Source organism: Flavobacterium sp. (genome assembly GCF_039930565.1).
GTDB lineage: Bacteria > Bacteroidota > Bacteroidia > Flavobacteriales > Flavobacteriaceae > Flavobacterium.
On sequence record NZ_JBDTTP010000035.1, the window covers coordinates 18,882 to 39,413 of the forward strand.

Here is a 20,532-nt window from a genome sequence, read left to right on the forward strand (position 1 = left end):
CATATGCTTTCCAGCAAATTCTATATTAAACAATTTGTTTTTCTAATTCTGAAATGATTAAAACAGCTTTGTCATAATCCTGTTGTATTGATGCGATTGATGCCGGGGCATAACGGGCAAATTCACAGTTTTCAGTTAAACTAATAAAATTCTGAACCGATTCCGGATTAGCATTTCTGGATAACAACAATTCACGAATATTGTCCTTACTCATTTCTGAAGTTTCAATATGCAGTTTTGCTTTCAGGAAATTGTGCATTGCTTTTTCCAGTGCAATATAAAATGGCTCTTTGTTGTTAAGCTGTTTTTTGGCTTCGGATAAATATTTTTTAGCCAGCTTATTGTTTCTTCTAATTCTGTTTCCTGTTACATCACGGTCAATCGCTTCTTTTTTCTTCTTAGCAATTACAATTATTGGTAAAATCACAAAAGGAAGCAGTAATAATCCATAGAACAAATCTGAACCATAAAAATCATTTTTAGCAGTTGGAGCTAAAGTTGTTTTTAATTTGATGTATTTGAATTGTTCCGTTTTTGCGATAACATTTTTTGTATTGGATGTGGTTGCTTCCGGTGATGGTCCATCCAAAACATCAATCATAATTTCCTTTGAAGTTATGGTTTTGTAACTGCCTGAATTAAGATCGAAATACGAAAAATCCATTGGTTTTATAACATATTTTCCTTTGTATTGCGGTATAATAGTATACTTATCCGAGATTTTACCCGACATTCCCGCAAGCGAAGTAGTCACTTTTTCATCATGAACAGGGTCATACATTTCCAGTGCATTAGGCACAACAGGTTTTGGCAACGTAAATAATTTCATGTTCCCGGTTCCGGAAGCACTCACGATTAAATCAAGACCTTCTCCATTTTTTAAAGTTGTTTTTGAAGGCGTAACTGTAAAATCAAATTTACCCACGGCACCACCAAATCCTAGTGGTTTGCTGGCTTCCGGAAGTGCTTTTACATAAATTGTTTTGGCTCCGGCAGACACTATTTTATTTGTTTCGGTCAATATCATCTGACCAAACATATCACGTCGGTTGGTAGGCAGCTGAACACCAATGTCCAAAGAAAGCGGTTCTATGGTAAGCTTGCCTGATTTTTGTGGATATAAAATGGTTTTTTTAAGGACAACAAAATAACATCTTTCACCTTTAAAAGTTCCTTCTTCAATCGCTAATTGCTTGATATCAATACTTTGATTCCAAAAATCATTGTATTTCGGTTTCTCCAGTTCTTTAAAGCCTGTTACGCCAATATTGTTGAAGTATAACTTATAAACTACCGTGATTGGCTGATTTAAGTATGGATTTGTCTTTGAAATTTCAGCAACAAGGGTAAGTGTTTCATTACTATTGCCTGGTGGTCTGTCGTTGGGATCTCTTTCCTGGGCAACGGCATTTGTCACCACAATTTTTATTGGCGAAGTCTTATAAACCTGACCATTATATTCAATGGCAGCTTGCTTTATAATAAAACTTCCTTTTTGAACAGGCTGTAAAATGTAAGAGTATATTTTTTGGAAGGAACTTCTTCCGTTTACCCAGGATTGGCTCACTTGCTGACTTGGTCCGCCTACAATTCTAAAGCCCTCAAAAGTGGGCTGAACAAAATTATCGCCGTCAACATTCATCATAAAATCAATACGAAACCTTTCGTTTAGTCCCAGCGTATTTTTGCTTACTCTGGCTTCAAACTGAACCTGAGCCATAAGCCCTTGAAAACTTAATAGTAACAGAATTAAATATCTTTTCATTACCAGTCTTTTTCTGTTTTTTTAGGTGCTCCTTTTACTTTTTGAGCATTAACCTTATCCTGAATTTTCTTCTCTTCGTTATTTATGGCGTCCAACAGATTCTGAACACGATCTTTAGAGATTCCTCCCGGCATTGGCTTTGGTTCACTGTTATTGTCCGATTTGTCCTCTTTTTTTGGATCGTTTTTACCATCTTGTTTATCCTTGTCTTTATCTCCTTTGTCGTCTTTCTTCTGATCGTCTTTTCCGTCCTTTTTGTCTTTATTGTCGCCGTCTTTTTTCTGATCGTCTTTTTTGTCGTTCTTTTTATCTTTATCCTTGTTGTCTTTTTTATCGTTTTTGGGAGGATTTTCTTTTAATTTTTGTTTGGCCAAAGCATAATTATAACGTGTTTCATCGTCATCTGGATTATTACGTAAAGCATTTTTATAAGCCTCTACAGCCTGGGTATAATCTTTCTCCAGCATAAATACATTCCCAATATTGTGAAATGCTTTGTGTTTTTCCGGTTTGGTTTTGGCGTTTTTTATGGCTTTCGCAAATGCCAGTTTTGCCTCACCAGCCTGCTTTTGTTTGTAGATTGTATTTCCTAAATTGTAAGATGCAGTGGCACGATTAGGAAACTTTGATTGTGAAATTCTGTAGTTTGCTTCGGCATCAACAAATTTATTCTGTTTATACTCTTCATTGGCCGCAGGCAATATTTTATCCTTTTCTTGTGCCGAAATCGCCAAAGAAGCCGTTAGTAAAATATAAAGAAGTAAATTTTTCATTCTGTTTTTTGTTTTATTGTTTCAGTTTTACAGGAAACAATTATTTCTTTTCGTTAAATAAATTCAACTCTTTGATCCAGTTCGTTTTTCGCTCCAAAAGGAAGATATCCAAAAACAACAGGAAAAAGGCAAAGCCAAGAAACCATTGAAATTGGGATTGAAATTCAGCCATTTGTGTCGCTTCAAATTCTGTTTTTTGTATGTTGTTCAGGGCATTTTTAACGTATTCCAGAACTTCTTTCGTATTGCCTCCATACACATAACCTCCTTTTGTTGCTTTTGCAATGGCTCTTAATCCGTCCTGGTTTAGTTTTGTTATGACTGTTTGTCCCTCATTATCTTTTTGATAGCTTTTGACAACTCCATTTTCCTTAAGCGGAATCGTTCCTCCTTTTTCGGTTCCGATACCAATTGTGATGATTTTCATTCCAATTTTGTTCGCTTCTTCAGCAGCAACAGATGCCCCCTCAGAATGATCTTCCCCATCAGAAATCAAAATCAATAATTTACTGGTTTTGCTTTTCTCATCAAAATATTTTGCAGATAATCGGATAGCTTCGTCAAGCGAGGTTCCCTGTGAGGATACCATATCAGGATTCATGCTTTGCAGAAACATCTTCGCTACACTGTAATCCGTAGTAATAGGCAAAACCGGAAAAGCACTTCCTGCGTAGGCTACAATACCAATTCTGTCACTTCCCAATTGATTGATGATTTGAGAAACCAATTGTTTGCTTTTTTCCAGACGACTTGGGGCAATATCTTCTGCCAGCATACTTTTAGAAACGTCAACAGCAAAAACAATGTCGATTCCTTCGCGTTTCACGGTTTCCATTTTTGTTCCTATTTTAGGATTTACCAATCCTATAATTAAACACGCTAGTGCCAAAAGAAATACCACTAATTTTAAAACCGGTTTAAAAACAGAACTTTCCGGGCTCAGTCTTTTTACCATTTGCAAATCCCCAAATTCGCGTTGTTTTTTTCTCTTCCAATACAAATTGAAAAGAAAAACACAAACCAAGATTGGGATGAGCAGCAATAGATATAAATATTTTTTTTCGTCTAATTCCATTTTAAATTTTAGATTTCTGAATTTAGATTTTAGATTTTTACCACTAAAATTAAATGAAGCTTCTGTAAACCGTGTTTCGTAATCCTATTTCCAACAATAATAAAAGTCCCGCCAGTACTACAAAAAACCTATATTTTTCGTCGTAATCATAGAATTTTAATTCCTGAATTTCTGTGGTTTCTAATTTATTAATTGAATTATAGATCTCTGCTAATTTATCATTACTGGTTGCTCTGAAATAGGTTCCATCGGTTTTACGGGCAATACTTTTCATCAGCTGCTCATCAATTTCGACCTTTTGCATTTTGAAAAGGAAACCTCCGTTAGGCGCATAGGCATATGGAAATTCTGCCATTCCGTTGGTTCCAATTCCTACTGTATATACTTTTATGCCATATTGTTTTGCGATATCGGCTGCTGTTTCAGGTTCAATGAATCCGGCATTGTTTACACCATCGGTAAGTAAAATAATAACCCTGCTTTTTGCTTTGCTGTCTTTTAATCTATTTACAGCTGTTGCTAATCCCATTCCGATTCCGGTACCGTCTTTCAGGACATTGTCATACTTTATTCCTTTTATGGCTTCTAAAATGATAGCTTTATCACTAGTTACAGGTGTTTTGGTGTAGGCTTCAGAAGCATATAAAACCAATCCGATTCTGTCATTAGGTCTTTCGCTTACAAAATCTGCAGCTACTCTTTTTAAGGCATCCATACGGTTAGGTTTTAAATCTCTTGCTAACATACTTCCGGAAACGTCCATTGCCATTACAATATCTATTCCTTTTGTTGTTTTTGTCTGGTTGCTGATGTCAACAGTTCTGGGTCTGGCCAATGCAATAATTAAAGAGCATAAGGCAATAATCCTGAAAATATATAAACAAGGTTTTAATTTTGTTAATAGGGATTCGGAATTTTTAAACCCCAATGTTGAGCTTATTTTCAGAGAAGCCGATTGTTGGTTTCGTTTCCAGAAAAACCAGGCGATTGTAATTGGAATCAGTAAAAACAACCAAAAAAATTCCGGATTTAAAAAAGTTAATTTTTCCATTAGTTGCTTGCTTTTTTAAATTGGACGGAGTTCATAATTCTTTCTGAAATTTGTTGAGCATAACGATCCCCCTCTCTATGTAAAATCAGAATTTGTTGTACCCCATTTCCTTGTTGAAAAAATAGAAGTTCATAATAAAATCTATTTGCCGTTTTTGTCAAAGGATCTGTTTTAGACATACTGCCAGATAATTTTGCGCCTTTTATATTTTCGGTCGTTTCAAAATCTTCTTGTTTAATAAGTATGTTTTCAAAGTTTAAACCTTCTAATAATTGCAGTGCAAGCTTGTCTGATCCGTCGAAATTATCACCTTTCAATTCTTGTTTTGCTTTTAACGTGCTTAGTGAAATACTGAATTCATCGTTTAAATTACCCATTACAAAAACATTCATATCCTTAATAAATGCAAAACCATTTTTAGGCATCAATTTTGTAATGTCCGTTCTTCTTAAAACATTGGGTGTTTCAATAATAATACTCGGATCTCCGTATTCACTTTTTACCCATTCTCCTTCAAGCAACCTTTTTGAAGAATCCCTCAAAACCGTATCTTTTACATAGGTGAAACCTTTGGTAGCTACAAAAAAAGCAGTTGTTAAGAACAATAAAACAAATACTGAACTTACAGCGATAGTAATTCGTCTGCTTCTTTGTTTCTTTAATTGAAGCTTAATCTGTTTTTGCCTTTGGGCTTCGTTTAAAATTTCATCTTCTTCAACTGGAACTTCGGTTGGGATAGCATTGTCAAGGGTTAATATTGCTTTCTGAATTTTATTTCTGTCTTCTGTGATTTCAAATTCTAATGGCTTCGATTTTGCAAATTTCACTAAATCCGCCTGTCTTAAAACGCGTTCCAGATTTTCGACAGTTTCAGGAGTTAAACTCATTTTCTTTTTGGCAGAAGCTGTTTTAAGTCCCTGAATCAATTCAGAAGTAGTGCTTTCCATTGCCGGAATCTGAATTGCTTCTTCAATATAATTTCGGGCAATATCGGTCAGTTCACTATAATATTCCTTGATTTCACCTTTTTGCCAAAGTTCTTTTTTCTCCAGGTTATTTAATAAATTTGTTGCTTTTTCAATAGGGGTTTTGTAAACTTCCTCTTCAATTTTCTTCTTTTGATGTTTCTTGATAAACCAATATACAAAACCACCTATTCCAAGAATAACAATGAATATTAAAAGATAAATCCACAAGGTGTTATCGCTGTCTGCTGCAGTAATGTCTTTAATGTCATACATTTTTTGTTGTAATGTGTCGACTTTTACACTGGCAACTTCAACTTTTATAGAATCACTTAAAAATTGTTTTTTATCAATTAAAATTGGAATACTCGGAATTGTATATTTACCCGAATCAAATTGAGTCAGGCCATATTTTTTGATCAGTTCATAGGTGTCATTTTTCTTAACCGTGTCAACCGGATAAGACTCTATAACTTCTAAAGCACCAATGTTTTTTAGTTTAGGAAAAACAACTTTCGATTTAGAACTGACAACGGTTTTAAGTGTTAACTTAAACTCGGCACCAATTTTATTTTTTGTTGTATCAATGCTGGTTTCCACTTGTTTTTGTTGTGCAAAAACAACTGAAGACAGTAAAAATAAAAATATGTAAAATTTTAATTTCATTTGATTTTGATTCGGATTTAGTCTAAAACGAATGTTTATTGTTTGAAAATATAATAATCTTCGAAGTCTGCAAATTAACGAGACTTGAAATATCCCAGTAATTTGGTTACGTAATTTTCGTCAACTCTTGTATTTACTACGCCAGCTCCGGATTTACTAAAAATTTCCTTAAAATAACTAACTCTCTCCTGATAATGCTTTTCGTAATTCATCCGCACCGATTTAGAACCTGTATTAACCAATTGAATTTTCCCGGTTTCGGCATCAAGCATGGTGACCATTCCTAAATTTGGGATTTTTTCCTCACGAACATCATACACGCGAACACCTGTAATGTCATGTTTTTTAGAAGCGATTTTTAAAGTCTGCTCATAATTTTCAGACATGAAGTCAGAAATCACAAAAACGATCGCTTTCTTTTTTTGCGTTCCTGAAAGAAACTTCAGAGCCTGGGCAATATCTGTTTTTTGACTTTTTGGTTCAAACTCAATTAATTCACGAATGATTCTCAAAACATGTGATCGGCCTTTTTTTGGAGGAATATACAATTCGACATTGTCAGAAAATAATATCAATCCAATCTTGTCATTATTTTGTGTGGCCGAAAAAGCCATCGTTGCCGCAATTTCGGTGACGATGTCTTTTTTAAACTGACTTTTTGAACCAAAACCTTCTGAACCCGAAATGTCAACCATTAAAACCATGGTCAGTTCACGTTCTTCTTCAAAAACTTTTACGTGGGCTTCGTTATAACGGGCAGTCACATTCCAGTCGATGTTACGAATATCATCACCATATTGGTATTGGCGTACTTCGCTAAAAGTCATCCCGCGCCCTTTAAATGAAGAATGATATTCTCCTGAAAAGATATGATTGCTCAGTCTTTTGGTTTTAATTTCTATTTTTCGTACTTTTTTTAGAAGCTCTTTTGTATCCATATTTTTAGTAATTAGTAATTAGTACTTAGTGAATAGCAAAAAGCAAAAAGCTAATTACTGATCACTATTTACTAGTTACTATTATGGTACTTCAATCTCGTTTACGATTTTGTTGATAATGTCTACAGAAGTAATATTTTCGGCTTCAGCCTCATATGTTATCCCAACTCTGTGACGTAAAACATCGTGTACAACAGCACGCACATCTTCCGGAATTACATACCCCCGGCGTTTGATGAAAGCATAACATTTTGCCGCATTGGCTAAATTGATACTTCCACGTGGTGATGCTCCAAAACTGATAAGTGGTTTTAAATCCGCAAGTTTATACTTTTCCGGATAACGCGTAGCAAAGATGATATCTAAGATGTATTTTTCGATTTTTTCGTCCATGTAAACTTCGCGAACAGCTTCCTGGGCACGCAAAATTTGCTCTACAGAAACTACCGGATTTACTTTTTCGTAAGATCCTTTTAAGTTTTGACGAATTACTAAACGCTCTTCATCCATTTTAGGATAATCAATTACGGTTTTAAGCATAAAACGATCGACTTGCGCTTCAGGAAGCTGGTAGGTTCCTTCCTGCTCAACAGGATTTTGAGTTGCCAGAACTAAAAACGGACGATCAAGTTTGAAAGTAGTGTCGCCAATAGTAACTTGTTTCTCCTGCATCGCCTCCAAAAGTGCCGACTGCACTTTGGCAGGAGCACGGTTAATCTCATCGGCAAGTACAAAGTTGGCAAAAATAGGCCCTTTTTTAATAGAGAATTCGTTTGCTTTAATGTTGTAAATCATTGTCCCGACAACATCGGCAGGTAATAAATCCGGTGTAAACTGGATACGGCTGAAAGAACCCTGCACCGCCTGTGACAAAGTATTTATCGCTAAAGTCTTCGCTAATCCCGGAACCCCTTCCAACAAAATGTGCCCCTGTCCCAAAAGCCCGATTAATAAACGCTCGACCATGTGTTTCTGGCCTACAATAACTTTGTTCATTTCCATTGTAAGAAGGTCTATAAAAGCACTTTCTCTCTCAATTTTTTCATTTATCGCTCTAATGTCTAAAGTCGTTGTGTTTTCTTCCATATAAATGTTTTTATAACCTTGTATTTTAAGCCTTATTTTTGATAGTGCAAATTGAATATTTTTTAAGAAGTAAGATGTTAAAAAATGGTTAAAACTTCGACCAATCCCTTAATTTTAAGGACGAATTGTGATTCTATTTTTATATTTTTAAGAACTTTAATGATTATGTTTTATAAACCAATCATTTGCATAAAGAATAATATAATAAAACACTGGTAAAATTTAATTATTAGACGTAATTTAAGATACATGAATTGTTTTTAGATAGAAAGGACAATAAATTTAAATCTTTAAAAGGAAAACATCAAAATGAAAAAAACAGTTTTAATTACTGGTGCAACAAGTGGAATCGGAAAAGCGACAGCGCAGATTTTTGCCCGAAATAATTATAAGATTATTATTTGCGGAAGACGAAAAGAAAGATTGACAGAACTCGAAAGCGAACTTGCAGAATATACAGAAGTACATTCCTTAGTTTTTGATGTAAGGGATAAAAATGCTGTTTTTGAAAATGTCGATTCGCTGCCAGCGGAATTTTCACAAATTGACATTTTAATCAATAATGCAGGAAATGCACATGGTTTAGATCCTATTCAAGATGGAGACATTGATGATTGGGATGCTATGATCGATATTAATGTAAAAGGACTTTTGTATGTTTCGAAAGCGATTATTCCGCAAATGATTGAAAGGAAATCAGGGCATATTATCAATATTGGTTCAATTGCCGGTAAAGAGGTATATCCAAACGGGAATGTGTATTGTGCTTCCAAACATGCTGTTGATGCAATCAATAACGGAATGCGAATGGATTTAAATCAGTACGGAATCAGAGTCGGAGCTATTCATCCGGGAATGGTAGAAACGGAGTTTAGCGAAGTGCGTTTTAAAGGCGATGCCGATCGAGCTTCAAATGTGTACAAAGGCTTAGAAGCTTTACAGGCTGAAGATATTGCCGATATTATTCATTTTGTAGTGTCAAGAAAATACCACATAAACATTGCCGATTTAATTGTATATCCGACAGCACAAGCTTCGGCAACAATAGTCAGGAAAAATATTTAAAATTAGATTGTGGGACTTGTTAGAAAGTTAGATCTTTAGATTAATTTAGAAATCTGAAACCAATAATCTAAGAGGTATAAGATTTAACTTTCTAAGTAGCCTAATTATAATGATCAATAAACGCCTTTTAATAAAGAACCTGCTCGCTCACAATGACGAGAGCAGTTTTTATGACAAAAAAAGGCAGTTGAATCTGCATTCCCGTGAAGGAAAGGCGAAATTTCTGAAACACATTTGCGCACTTTCAAATTCAAATCCTACTAACAATTCTTATATAGTAGTTGGTGTTGAGGATCATGATAATGAAATTGTTGGTGACGATTTTTTTGATGATAGCAGAATTCAGAATCTTGTCAATGCTTTTTTAGAAAATCCGCCAAAGATTCAATATGAAAATGTACCATTTCCCAATCTTCCAAAAGATAAAGTAATCGGATTGGTTACGATTAAACCTAAAAACAAATTTTCGTATTTTAAAAAAGGAATTCATACCATATTGGCTAATAGTGTTTTTGTGAGACGGGGAAGTAATTCCATACCTATTGAAGGTGAAGTGGAGAAAAATTACCAAAATACAGAAACGGTCATTGGTATCGAAAACAGCTCCCGAAACAGTATTCAGTATACCTTAGATGGCGTAATCGATTTTATGAATTTCAGGCATAAGGATATGTCGCCGAAATATCATGTTTTTAAAGAATTATTTGTGATTTGCTGGGCGGGAGTTCCTAAAAAATCCCGCGATAAAACCTTTCTTTCACGAGTTGATATTGAACTGATCAACGAACAAATTAAACTTTTTTATTCAGCTCTGGATGTTGTTACAATTTTTTTTGATGATCATAGTTTTACCATTACAGAATATGTTTCATTAGGTCTAAACGATAAGACAAGTTATTATCCGTTAGAAGAACAAACAATACGTTTTTTTGATAACGGATATTATAAAATCGATCGGAAAATGCTTTTTCATCCTCCGGAATTCAACCGAAAAATGTTGTATCATATTTATAATTCAAATATCTCCTTACTTCAGAAATTACAAAAAGGTTATACTTTGTCGCAACGTGAATTAGTTGATTTGGAAAATCTTCCCTCCACTTTTATGATTTGTCATTTAAATGGTTTTGATGAGGCTAAACAAAAACTAATTGACTCAAAATTGCTTTTAAAACCTTTTCCGCAAGTGTATTTGTCTTTTAAGGAAGCACTTCGAATTCTGCGCAAAATGAAATATGATTTTCAGGAAGGGACAAAATAGCTAAATTAGTGATACAATAAGTATTTGTTCACTTTATCATAAGGAAAAAGAAGTTCTTTTGGACCATCAGCATAAGAAGCAGCTTCATAGGAGTTGTAATATAAAAGCAAACCTTCGTTTGTGTAAAAAATATTTTGTGGCAATTGAAACTTATCGTCTTCAAACATTAACCCCGTTGCATTTATATTTGATTTTGATGGAATTTTATATTTGGCCCGGAATTCTTTTTCGGCGAAAGCCTTAAATTCTTTTTCGCTTTTAAAAATCTGATTGGTAAAAATGGTTTTACCTGTTTCCGGATTGAATAATAAAGAACGGAAGCCCTGATAACCGTGGGCGCCGCCTGTAAATGTATAATGCTCAATTTTAATATTTAAAATCTGATCGGATTGATATTCAATGTTTCCTTTTACTTTTGCTTCCCAGCCAAACGTTTCATCTGGAAATTTTTTATGCATCTCCTCATACGAACTTATAAAAGCAGTGGTCAGGTTTTTAAAATCTTTTGCGTTTAAAGGCTTCTCTCCAAAGTAAACAATTTCTTTCACTACTGAAAAAACTTTTTTATTGATGCTGTCAGAAACAATCGGAATGTTTGAAGCAATGGGAATGTCAATAGTAATTTTGGGACAGTCTTTTTCGCAGGGAATAGGAGATTCTTTTTCAAATAGTTCATTTTCAAATGAAAGTTCTTTATTGCAACTTGTAAGTGTCAAAAATAAAAAAACAAGTAAGATATAATGTTTCATGTCAAAAGTGTTAATTATATTAATAAGGTAAAGGATAACAAGAATTAAAATAAATTAAAAAGTAAATTTGTATTCTAATTTACGATTTTAAAAACAAAAATCATATCAAAAATGTGAATCAGAAGTATTTTAATACCAGAACTGATGCCAAAAATATTTGATTAATAAATTTTTATAATATGAAATTCAATACCAAAGTAATACATGGTGGTCAGCATCATGATCCAAGTACAGGAGCAGTTATGCCACCGGTTTATCAAACTTCTACTTTTGTTCAGACAAGTCCGGGACAACCTCTCGGAGATTATGAATACAGCAGGGCATCGAATCCCACTCGTACTGCATTAGAGAATGCTTTGGCAAGTATCGAAAATGGTACACGCGGACTGGCTTTTTCATCTGGATTAGCGGCTACTGATTGTATTTTAAGATCTTTTAAAGCAGGGGATGAAGTTATTGCCATGGATGATTTATATGGAGGAACTTACAGAATGTTCACCAGAATTTATAAAGATTCAGGAATAAAATTCCATTTTGTAGATATGACAGATATCAATAAATTGAAGTCATTAATTAACAAAAACACAAAATTGGTTTGGGTTGAAACGCCAACAAATCCATTAATGAAATTAGCCGATATTGAAGAAATCGCCAAAATCACAAAAGAAAATAAGATCTGGCTGGCAGTAGACAATACTTTTGCGACGCCTTATTTACAAAAGCCACTTGATTTAGGGGCTGATATTGTTATGCATTCCGCAACAAAGTATTTAGGAGGACATTCTGATGTTATTGCCGGAGCTTTGATTGTAAAAGACGAAGCTTTGGGAGAGCAATTGCATTTTCAGCAATTTGCCACCGGAGCGACTCTTGGCCCAATGGATAGTTTTCTGGTTCTACGAGGAATTAAAACACTTTCGTTGCGCGTACAGAGACATTGTGAAAACGGAGAAAAAGTGGTGGAATATTTAAATAATCATCCAAAAATTAAAACGGTTTATTATCCTGGATTGACAAGTCATCCCTTTCATGAAATTGCCAAAAAACAGATGAAAGCTTTTGGAGGGATGGTTTCTTTTACTTTTGCTTCTGGTAAAAAAGAAGATTCAATTGCATTTTTAGAGAAATTGAAAGTTTTTACTTTGGCAGAATCATTAGGCGGAGTAGAATCATTAGCTAATCATCCGGCTTTGATGACGCATGCTTCAATTCCAGCTGATAAAAGAGCAGAAGTTGGTATTACTGATGATTTGGTTCGATTAAGTGTTGGTATTGAAGACGCCGAAGATTTAATAGCCGATTTAGAACAGGCATTGGCATAAAAATCAAAAACCCCAATTCATATGAATTGGGGTTTTTGCTTGTGTATAGTTTTAATAATTTAAAATTCTAAATAATAAACGTATCCAAAATTAAACCATACCTGAGAATCATTAGACTTGTTTTCTTTACTAATGTCCTTATTTGGATTTAATCCGTCAACCCAGTCTGAGCTAAAACCCTGATAACGTATCTCAAACATTAGATCGTTCATTTCATTTAATTTATAATGTACACCAGCTCCAACAAGAGCAGAAACAGCAAAACCGCTTTCACTTGAAAAGCCATATTGACGGCCATCTGAAGGATTTAAATATTTAGGATAAGTAACAGCAGGATCTCCTAAAACACCAAGCGAAGAGGAAGCTTCAGCATTGTAAAAACTAGCCATTACTCCAAGACTTATATAAGGATTAAAAGTGCCAGGGCTATATTCGAAATCGTGAATTTTTATAAAAGGAAAAAATTCAACCTGAGTACCTATATTTAATACAGAGGTTTTTCCACTCATTGCCCTAAGCTGTTGGGTGTCAATTGCGCCAGGATCGCGTTCAACCCATTCACCAAAATGCTTTAGACTGGCTTTGCTGAATGAAAGTTCACTTCGTAATTTAAAATGTTCATTAAAATAATAATCCCTGTTTGCATTTGAGGAAAAATTTAGAAAATGAACAATTCCAACTCCAAAGCCATTATTTCCAATATTAGTATCAAAATTATTTCTTTGCCCATAATCAGACTGGAAAGTCACGGGACCAAAGATGACACCAATTTCGTGGGCTAAGTTTAGCTGGGCGTGTGATACCGTTGTGATACCAAATAGGGTGAAAAAAACTAAGGCTATTTGCTTGAACATGAGTTTCGGGGCTTACAAATCAATGGCAAATATATAAAAAACATATTCCATTCAAAATAATTAATCGTTCAATTAAAAAATATATACTAAAATACTTAAAATTTTAACGAAAAGTAGCTGTTTTTATTGTAAAATAAAACTACTAAAACACATTTTTAATATTGTTTGAAAAATATGTAATTCGCAACTTCAAATTAATAAAAAACAAATTACATTCTCATTTTGCTGTATCTTTGTTCCGTTAACGAAATCGTTTTCTTAAACGTATTTTCTTATTTAATTGAGTAAAATAGTAATAATTTGTTTGAACAATTTTTTTCAAAATGAAACAAAAGATAAATGAATTTATGGCTCTTGTGGAGTCAAAAAATCCAAATGAGCCAGAATTTCTTCAAGCTGTGAGAGAATTTGCAGAAACAGTAATTCCATTTATAGCAGAACAAAAAAAATACGACGGAAAAAATTTGCTTTTAAGGATTGCTGAACCGGAACGTTCCATAATTTTTAGGGTTCCGTGGGTTGATGACAAAGGAGAAATAATTGTAAACAGAGGTTTTAGGATCCAAATGAACTCAGCGATTGGGCCTTATAAAGGAGGAATCAGGTTCCATCATACCGTAAATCTATCGGTTTTAAAGTTTCTTGCTTTCGAACAGGTTTTTAAAAATAGTTTGACAACACTGCCGATGGGCGGCGGAAAAGGAGGTTCTGATTTTGACCCTGAAGGAAAATCTGATGGGGAAATCATGCGTTTTTGTCAATCCTTCATGACCGAATTATGCCGCCATATAGGACCAGACTTAGATGTTCCGGCAGGAGACATTGGTGTTGGTGCCAGAGAAATCGGATATTTATTTGGCCAGTATAAAAGAATCAGAAATGAATTCACGGGTGTATTAACCGGTAAAGGACTGGCTTACGGTGGTTCTTTAATACGTCCGGAAGCTACAGGATATGGAGTTGTTTATTTTACGGATCAGATGTTACGAACTATAGGACATGAGATTAAAGGTAAAAGAGTAGCGATTTCAGGATTCGGAAATGTGGCTTGGGGCGTTGCTTTAAAAATAAATGAATTAGGAGGAAAAGTATTGACGATTTCCGGACCTGATGGATATATTTATGATGAAGAAGGCATTTCTGGTGAAAAAATAGAACACATGGTAGAAATGAGAGCAACCGGCGATAATAGGGCTGAAGTCTACACTAAAAAATATCCAAATGCTGTTTTTCATAAAGGAAAAAGCCCTTGGGAAGTGAAAGTAGATATTGCCATTCCGTGTGCTACACAAAATGAATTAAATGGAGAAGATGCTCAAAAACTAATTAATAATGGGGTTTTATGCGTTACTGAAGCGGCGAATATGCCTTCAACTTTAGAGGCAATTAAATTGTTTTTAGATCATAAAGTGTTATTTGCACCAGGTAAAGCAGCAAATGCGGGTGGTGTCGCTGCGTCAGGTTTAGAAATGACGCAAAATTCGATTCGTCTAAACTGGACAAGTGAAGAAGTTGATTTAAGATTAAAGGATATTATGGTCGGAATTCATAATCAATGTAAAAAATACGGAATAGGCGAAGATGGCTATGTAAATTACGTTAAAGGAGCCAACATTGCCGGATTTGTAAAAGTTGCCGATGCTATGCTTGCTCAGGGCGTGGTATAGTTTTCATTATAATTTAAAAGATTGCCTTCATTTGTCTTACCGATAAACTGAAGGCATTTTTATTAGGTTAACAAAATTCAAATACCTTGGTTTGTATTATATTTGTGAATCTGAATCATCAAATAATGAAAAGAAAATTTTTATATATTTTATTTTTGATAATATCTCAAAGTAACTTTGCGCAGAATAAATTGTCCTGGCAGGGCTATTTTTCTTACAATAACATCAAAGATTTATCTGCAAATTCAACCACTGTTTTTGCTGCTTCTGAAAACGCTTTGTTTTCTAAAAATGCAGTCACAAATATTGTTAAAACCACAACAACAGTTGACGGGCTTTCAGGCCAGACAATATCAGCTACCTATTATAGCGAAACTTCCAAAAAAAAAATAATAGGTTACGAAAACGGTTTGCTGATTGTTATAAATGAAGCCGATGGGAGCCTGATAAAAGTAGTAGACATTATCAATAAACAATTACCAACAAGCCTAAAAAAGATAAATCATTTTATGGAACATAACGGATTGATATATGTTTCCTGTGATTTTGGAATTGTGCAATTTAATTTGAATACATCGCAATTTGGGGATACTTATTTTATTAGTGATGTTGGTGCGCAGATAAGTGTTAGGCAAACTGCTTTTTTTAATGGATTTTTTTATGCTGCAACTTCAAATGGTATAAAGAAAGCAAATGCCGATAATTTAAATTTAATTGATTACAACCAATGGATAACAGTAAATTCCGGAGATTGGTCTAGTGTAGAAACATTAGATTCAGAATTGATTGCAATTAATTCATCTGGTTATATTCATCGATATAATTCGAATGTCTTTGTTGGTTTTCTCCAACTTCCACAATCTTCCACAGATATGAGAGCTGCCAATAATAATTTATTGATTACAACGCCAAATATGGTTTTTGTCTATAATAATCAAATGATTTTGATTAGGCAGATTTCTAATACTCAGGTTTTAGATAACCAACTGATATTTAGCTGTTCAACCGTTGTAGGGGATGTAATTTATATTGGAACAAATGAAAAAGGTTTGTATTCTTCGATACTATCCAGTCAGACAAGTTTTACAAACGACACACCATCAGGCCCAGTAAGAAATAATATTTTTGCTATGTCTGCATCTCTTGTTGCAATATGGGCTGTTTATGGAGATTATACTGCGACATTGAACCCATATCCTCTGGATAATTATGGAGTTAGTAAATTAGGAGAAAATGGATGGCTAAATATACCTTATGAAGACGTATTTGGGTCAAAATCGATGGTGAATATTATTGTTAATCCGAATAATGAAAATCAGGTTTTTGCAAGTTCTTATTTTTCAGGTTTATTAAAAATTGAAAATGATGTACCTTCCGTCCTTTATAATGAAAAAAATAGCGGTTTAGAGACTTTAACTTTTGCTGGGCCTAACTACATAGATATTCGTATTAATGGATCTGCATTTGATAAATCAGGCAATCTTTGGTTAACTAATAGTTTGGTTGATAATGGTTTAAAAGTATTGAGAACAAATGGTCAATGGCAAAGTGTTTCGATGAAAACTATTTTAGCAAAACCACAAGATGCGAATTATACCGATTTGACTATTGATAAGAATGGGACTAAATGGATTTCAATGACCGTGGAAGGAGTTTTAGGTTATAATGAAACCACTAATACGTTTAAGAAAATAACTTCTGGTCCGGATTCGGGAAATTTACCATCACAGGATGCTCGCGTAGTAACAGTTGATACTAAAAATCAATTATGGATTGGGACTACAAAAGGGTTAAGAGTGTTGTCCAATGTTAATAATTTTCAATCGGAAAGTCAGTTAAAAACAAATGCGATAATTATTCTAGAAGATGGTTTGGCACAAGAACTACTTTACGAACAATCAATAACTGCTATAGTTGTAGACGGTGCTAATAATAAATGGATAGGAACGGCAGATTCCGGTGTTTTTATGGTGTCGCCAAATGGTCAGGAAACAAAATATCACTTCACGATAAATAATTCACCATTACCGAGTAATCTAATAAATGATATCAAAATTAATAGTAGAACCGGAGAAGTTTTTATTGCAACAAATAAAGGAATGATTTCATTTAAAGGGGTTGCAACTGAAGCTACAGAAAATTTAAATAATGTTTATGTGTATCCAAATCCGGTACGCCCTTCCTATTCAGGTACTATAAAAGTTGCAGGATTACTCGATAAAGCAAATATAAAAATTACTGATATAGAAGGAAATTTGGTTTATGAAACTATTTCAGAAGGTGGAACAATAGAGTGGGACACAACAGCTTTTGGGAGATATAAAGTAGCATCTGGAGTATATATGATTTTTATTTCAGCACAGGATGGGAGTGAAACTAAAGTTAAGAAAGTTATGATCATAAGATAGGTTGTAATCTTAGGTAATCAATGATAATCATATTTTGTTTCTTTAATCTTTAATCTAAATACAAATTGTTTGTTAAAACAAAAGCAATAGTAATTTCAACCTTAAAATTTCAGGAGAAAAGCCTGATTGTAAAGTGTTTTACACTTTCACACGGGTTGAAATCTTACTTTGTGCGTGATGCTTTCTCGAATCGGAAAGCCAGTCAGAAGATTGCTTATTTTCAGCCTTTATCTATTTTAGAGATAGAAGCAGTTCATAAAAATAAAGGGACTTTAGAGAATTTCAAGGAAATAAAAACAGCGGTTCCTTTTCAAACCATTCATACAGATCTTGTAAAAAGTACCATGGTAATGTTTTTGTCTGAAATGCTGCATTATTCCATTCAGGAAGAAGAAAAAAACGAATCGCTTTTTATTTTTTTAGAAACGGCAATGACCTGGCTCGATCATCATGATGAGGTTTCTAATTTTCATTTGATTTTACTTTTAGAAGCAACAAAATACCTGGGTTTTTATCCTGATGTTTCTGAAATCGATTTACCTTATTTTGACATGAATGAAGGTGTTTTTACGTTTTTTCCAGTTTTAGGCGGACTGACACAACATGAAACCAATTTATTTAAAAAACTTATCGGTTTAAAATTTGGCAATAATCAAAAAATATTTCATGTTGTCGAGAGACAGATTCTTCTTAAAATTATAATCGATTATTACAGCTACCATTTGCAGGGTTTTAAAAAGCCAAAATCACTTGAGATTTTGAAAGAAATATTTTCTTAAAAGAAAAATCTGATTTCATATATTTGAACACAAAACTATTATATGATCAGGATAATTACATTTTTGCTGCTGACTTCAGCAATGCCAATTTTTTCACAATCCGTCGATTTAGACCCTCAAAGTTTTAATTTATCATTTGTAAATCTTCCCCAGAAACCTGTTTTAGAAAGAAAAAACAGAACATATATCATAACTGTAACGGCAGATAATGTTTATGACATTAAAGCTGCTCAGGACCATTTTGAAGAGAATGTTTCTATTGATGGTTTTAAGAGACTGGACACAAATGGGTATTTTGAAATTACAATTAACCTACAGGCACCTTTAGCTCTTGTACAGGAAATAAGAAAAATTGAAACAAAAACAAAAGATGCTAAAGGAATAGAAAAGACTGAGGTTTCATACAGGGTAATAGTAAAGTGTAGAGACTTAGGTAGTTTTAAAGTGTTTTGTTCATCAGATCCTACCTTTAATAAGTCATATAGTTTAGACAATACTTTTACAGATGAAGGGTCATATTCAAATTATGAAGATGCAGTAAAATTTGGAGACCAGTCAATAGCTGTGATGAAAAACAATTATTTTGCACGCACAATTAATATTATAGATGCAAGGCTGAATCATGATTACGGATATGTTGTAGAGCAGTCAACAGATTATTTATGGATTTTGGATTCGAAGAAACATCCTGAATTTGATAATAATATAAAAGCACTTACTAATGTTAAGTCCGTTTTTAATAAAATGAAATATAATGAAGATGTTATGCCTTTAAAAGCAGAATTAGATCCAGTAATCAGCTACTTTGAAGGAATTGAAAAAACTTTTGCCGAAGATGAGAGAAAACAAAGGAAATTGCGATACGGAGCCTATTATAATCTGGCTGCTATTTATTACTATTTAGATATGCCAGATCAATCAGATATTTGGTGTGATAAATTAATTGCTAATAAATATGATGCTTCAGATGGAACCAGCATGAAACTTCGAAATGAGTCTCTAAGAACACTTTTTGAGGTCAATCAGGTTAAGACAAGGCATATGGATGTGGAAGCAAGAACAAATGGTATGGTTGAGGAAGAAAAAATAGATGCCGCCAATTTTGACCCCAATTATTTGCTGAAAAATAATCCTAAATATAGTCTGATTACTCTTATTTTAAGCTCCAATGATACCATTTCAGGATATGCAAAAGGGAGTGAAATAGCTAATTTAGATCGAAAAATTGCGATTAGTATTCCCGATGAAAAAGGAAATCATAACTATATGTTTAAAACCTTTTTTGCAGATCAGGTTTCCAAATTAATTATCCAGGAATATGACTTTTATTCTACTGTTTCTTTTAAAGAAGCTACAAGAGCCTCAAGCAAGCCTGTCTTCAAATTCGTTCGCGAAGTTTTAAATGGCAAAACAATCTCGTTGTATCAATATTTCACCGGCGAAGTTATTGTAAAAAAACATAGTGATACTCTTGGGTATTCGACAAATTCTGTTGGCTGGCAGATGAATACAAGAACCAAATTTATTGAATTGGCTGCTTCCTGTCCAAGATTAGCTGCAAGAGCTAATAGCAACGAATTTCAAAATGATTTAAGTTCATTGCGAAAATTTGTTGAAGCTTTAGATATGTGTAAATAAATTTAGCTGCAATTTGGTTTTAGATTCTTAATTTAATTTTAGTTCATTTAAAATTAAAGTTATTGTATCATTTTTAATCAAGCTTTCCCCAAAACTTTCAATAAGGAAAACTTTTTAGGTAATATATTCGAAAATTTCTGATTGAGTTCTTTTTTCTTTCATCTTTATCTATTTTCCTCAAAATTGCTTACTTTCGCACCTCGATTAAGAAAAGGATAAAATGAGCACAAAATTTACTGAATACAAAGGACTTGACTTGCCAACGGTAGCGTCAGAAGTTCTTGATTTTTGGAAGAAAGAAAATATATTTGAAAAGAGTGTAACTACTCGCGAAGGTGCTGAGCCTTACGTATTTTTTGAAGGTCCGCCTTCAGCAAATGGATTACCGGGAATTCACCACGTTATGGCGCGTGCTATTAAAGATATTTTTTGCAGATATAAAACTCAAAAAGGTTTTCAGGTAAAAAGAA

General features: G+C 33.7%; 17 protein-coding genes. 8 read left to right on the forward strand and 9 right to left on the reverse strand.

Annotation, left to right across the window (positions count from 1 at the left end):
* Positions 1–25: 25 nt before the first annotated feature.
* The 7 genes from ABI657_RS10420 to ABI657_RS10450 all read right to left on the reverse strand — a co-directional run bounded on the left by ABI657_RS10420 (position 26) and on the right by ABI657_RS10450 (position 8,319).
* On the reverse strand, positions 26–1,765 hold the full coding sequence (locus ABI657_RS10420; RefSeq protein WP_348097197.1) for a BatD family protein: 1,740 nt from the start codon (positions 1,763–1,765) through the stop codon (positions 26–28).
* A complete protein-coding gene (locus ABI657_RS10425; RefSeq protein ID WP_348097198.1) occupies positions 1,765–2,538 on the reverse strand; it encodes a tetratricopeptide repeat protein in 774 nt (257 codons plus the stop codon). Before ABI657_RS10425 ends, ABI657_RS10420 begins: the two co-directional genes overlap by 1 nt.
* A gap of 40 nt (positions 2,539–2,578) precedes the next feature.
* A complete protein-coding gene (locus tag ABI657_RS10430) occupies positions 2,579–3,613 on the reverse strand; it encodes a VWA domain-containing protein (RefSeq protein WP_348097199.1) in 1,035 nt (344 codons plus the stop codon).
* Between the two features lie 49 nt (positions 3,614–3,662).
* Positions 3,663–4,664, reverse strand: coding sequence for a VWA domain-containing protein (locus ABI657_RS10435; RefSeq protein WP_348097200.1), 1,002 nt, complete (start codon positions 4,662–4,664; stop codon positions 3,663–3,665).
* Entirely contained in the window at positions 4,664–6,295 is a 1,632-nt protein-coding gene (locus ABI657_RS10440) for a hypothetical protein (protein WP_348097201.1), read from the reverse strand. The genes ABI657_RS10435 and ABI657_RS10440 overlap by 1 nt, the downstream gene beginning before the upstream one ends.
* Before the next feature lie 74 nt (positions 6,296–6,369).
* Entirely contained in the window at positions 6,370–7,233 is an 864-nt protein-coding gene (locus ABI657_RS10445) for a DUF58 domain-containing protein (RefSeq protein WP_348097202.1), read from the reverse strand.
* 81 nt (positions 7,234–7,314) lie between these two features.
* Complete coding sequence (locus ABI657_RS10450; RefSeq protein ID WP_264205909.1) at positions 7,315–8,319, reverse strand: MoxR family ATPase; 1,005 nt, start codon at positions 8,317–8,319, stop codon at positions 7,315–7,317.
* A 309-nt stretch (positions 8,320–8,628) separates the two neighbouring features.
* Between ABI657_RS10450 and ABI657_RS10455 the strand changes: the two genes are divergently transcribed.
* Together ABI657_RS10455 and ABI657_RS10460 are read left to right on the forward strand one after the other, a co-directional pair.
* Positions 8,629–9,384: an SDR family NAD(P)-dependent oxidoreductase gene (locus ABI657_RS10455; RefSeq protein ID WP_348097203.1), complete on the forward strand. Its 756-nt coding sequence runs from the start codon at positions 8,629–8,631 to the stop codon at positions 9,382–9,384.
* A gap of 109 nt (positions 9,385–9,493) precedes the next feature.
* A complete protein-coding gene (locus tag ABI657_RS10460; protein ID WP_348097204.1) occupies positions 9,494–10,645 on the forward strand; it encodes an ATP-binding protein in 1,152 nt (383 codons plus the stop codon).
* Positions 10,646–10,650: 5 nt separating this feature from the next.
* Here ABI657_RS10460 and ABI657_RS10465 read toward each other — a convergent pair whose 3' ends face one another.
* A complete protein-coding gene (locus ABI657_RS10465; protein ID WP_348097205.1) occupies positions 10,651–11,394 on the reverse strand; it encodes a DUF4163 domain-containing protein in 744 nt (247 codons plus the stop codon).
* Between the two features lie 179 nt (positions 11,395–11,573).
* On the opposite strand from ABI657_RS10465, the gene ABI657_RS10470 reads away from it, so the two are divergent.
* The gene (locus tag ABI657_RS10470; protein ID WP_348097206.1) at positions 11,574–12,716 is read left to right on the forward strand and encodes a cystathionine gamma-synthase; all 1,143 of its coding nucleotides are present in this window, start codon (positions 11,574–11,576) and stop codon (positions 12,714–12,716) included.
* A gap of 59 nt (positions 12,717–12,775) precedes the next feature.
* Here the strand turns inward: ABI657_RS10470 and ABI657_RS10475 are convergent, their stop codons facing one another.
* Positions 12,776–13,570 (reverse strand): glutamate dehydrogenase, encoded by a 795-nt coding sequence (locus ABI657_RS10475; RefSeq protein ID WP_348097207.1) that lies wholly within the window; start codon positions 13,568–13,570, stop codon positions 12,776–12,778.
* A gap of 323 nt (positions 13,571–13,893) precedes the next feature.
* Here ABI657_RS10475 and gdhA point away from each other — a divergent pair, with 323 nt between their 5' ends.
* The 5 genes from gdhA to ABI657_RS10500 form a co-directional block, all read left to right on the forward strand.
* The gene (gene gdhA, locus ABI657_RS10480; RefSeq protein WP_348097208.1) at positions 13,894–15,237 is read left to right on the forward strand and encodes an NADP-specific glutamate dehydrogenase; all 1,344 of its coding nucleotides are present in this window, start codon (positions 13,894–13,896) and stop codon (positions 15,235–15,237) included.
* 125 nt (positions 15,238–15,362) lie between these two features.
* Entirely contained in the window at positions 15,363–17,645 is a 2,283-nt protein-coding gene (locus ABI657_RS10485) for a T9SS type A sorting domain-containing protein (RefSeq protein ID WP_348097209.1), read from the forward strand.
* 65 nt (positions 17,646–17,710) lie between these two features.
* Positions 17,711–18,424: a DNA repair protein RecO gene (gene recO, locus ABI657_RS10490; protein WP_348097210.1), complete on the forward strand. Its 714-nt coding sequence runs from the start codon at positions 17,711–17,713 to the stop codon at positions 18,422–18,424.
* Between the two features lie 42 nt (positions 18,425–18,466).
* A complete protein-coding gene (locus tag ABI657_RS10495) occupies positions 18,467–20,062 on the forward strand; it encodes a hypothetical protein (RefSeq protein ID WP_348097211.1) in 1,596 nt (531 codons plus the stop codon).
* A 220-nt stretch (positions 20,063–20,282) separates the two neighbouring features.
* On the forward strand, positions 20,283–20,532 hold a 250-nt coding region (locus tag ABI657_RS10500), incomplete at its 3' end, for a class I tRNA ligase family protein (RefSeq protein WP_348097212.1).

Coding starts and splice junctions, on each gene's coding strand:
- ABI657_RS10420 (WP_348097197.1), bottom strand. CDS start 1,765: ATGAAAAGATATTTAATTCTGTTACTATTAAGTTTTCAAGGGCTTATG.
- ABI657_RS10425 (WP_348097198.1), bottom strand. CDS start 2,538: ATGAAAAATTTACTTCTTTATATTTTACTAACGGCTTCTTTGGCGATT.
- ABI657_RS10430 (WP_348097199.1), bottom strand. CDS start 3,613: ATGGAATTAGACGAAAAAAAATATTTATATCTATTGCTGCTCATCCCA.
- ABI657_RS10435 (WP_348097200.1), bottom strand. CDS start 4,664: ATGGAAAAATTAACTTTTTTAAATCCGGAATTTTTTTGGTTGTTTTTA.
- ABI657_RS10440 (WP_348097201.1), bottom strand. CDS start 6,295: ATGAAATTAAAATTTTACATATTTTTATTTTTACTGTCTTCAGTTGTT.
- ABI657_RS10445 (WP_348097202.1), bottom strand. CDS start 7,233: ATGGATACAAAAGAGCTTCTAAAAAAAGTACGAAAAATAGAAATTAAA.
- ABI657_RS10450 (WP_264205909.1), bottom strand. CDS start 8,319: ATGGAAGAAAACACAACGACTTTAGACATTAGAGCGATAAATGAAAAA.
- ABI657_RS10455 (WP_348097203.1), top strand. CDS start 8,629: ATGAAAAAAACAGTTTTAATTACTGGTGCAACAAGTGGAATCGGAAAA.
- ABI657_RS10460 (WP_348097204.1), top strand. CDS start 9,494: ATGATCAATAAACGCCTTTTAATAAAGAACCTGCTCGCTCACAATGAC.
- ABI657_RS10465 (WP_348097205.1), bottom strand. CDS start 11,394: ATGAAACATTATATCTTACTTGTTTTTTTATTTTTGACACTTACAAGT.
- ABI657_RS10470 (WP_348097206.1), top strand. CDS start 11,574: ATGAAATTCAATACCAAAGTAATACATGGTGGTCAGCATCATGATCCA.
- ABI657_RS10475 (WP_348097207.1), bottom strand. CDS start 13,570: ATGTTCAAGCAAATAGCCTTAGTTTTTTTCACCCTATTTGGTATCACA.
- gdhA (WP_348097208.1), top strand. CDS start 13,894: ATGAAACAAAAGATAAATGAATTTATGGCTCTTGTGGAGTCAAAAAAT.
- ABI657_RS10485 (WP_348097209.1), top strand. CDS start 15,363: ATGAAAAGAAAATTTTTATATATTTTATTTTTGATAATATCTCAAAGT.
- ABI657_RS10495 (WP_348097211.1), top strand. CDS start 18,467: ATGATCAGGATAATTACATTTTTGCTGCTGACTTCAGCAATGCCAATT.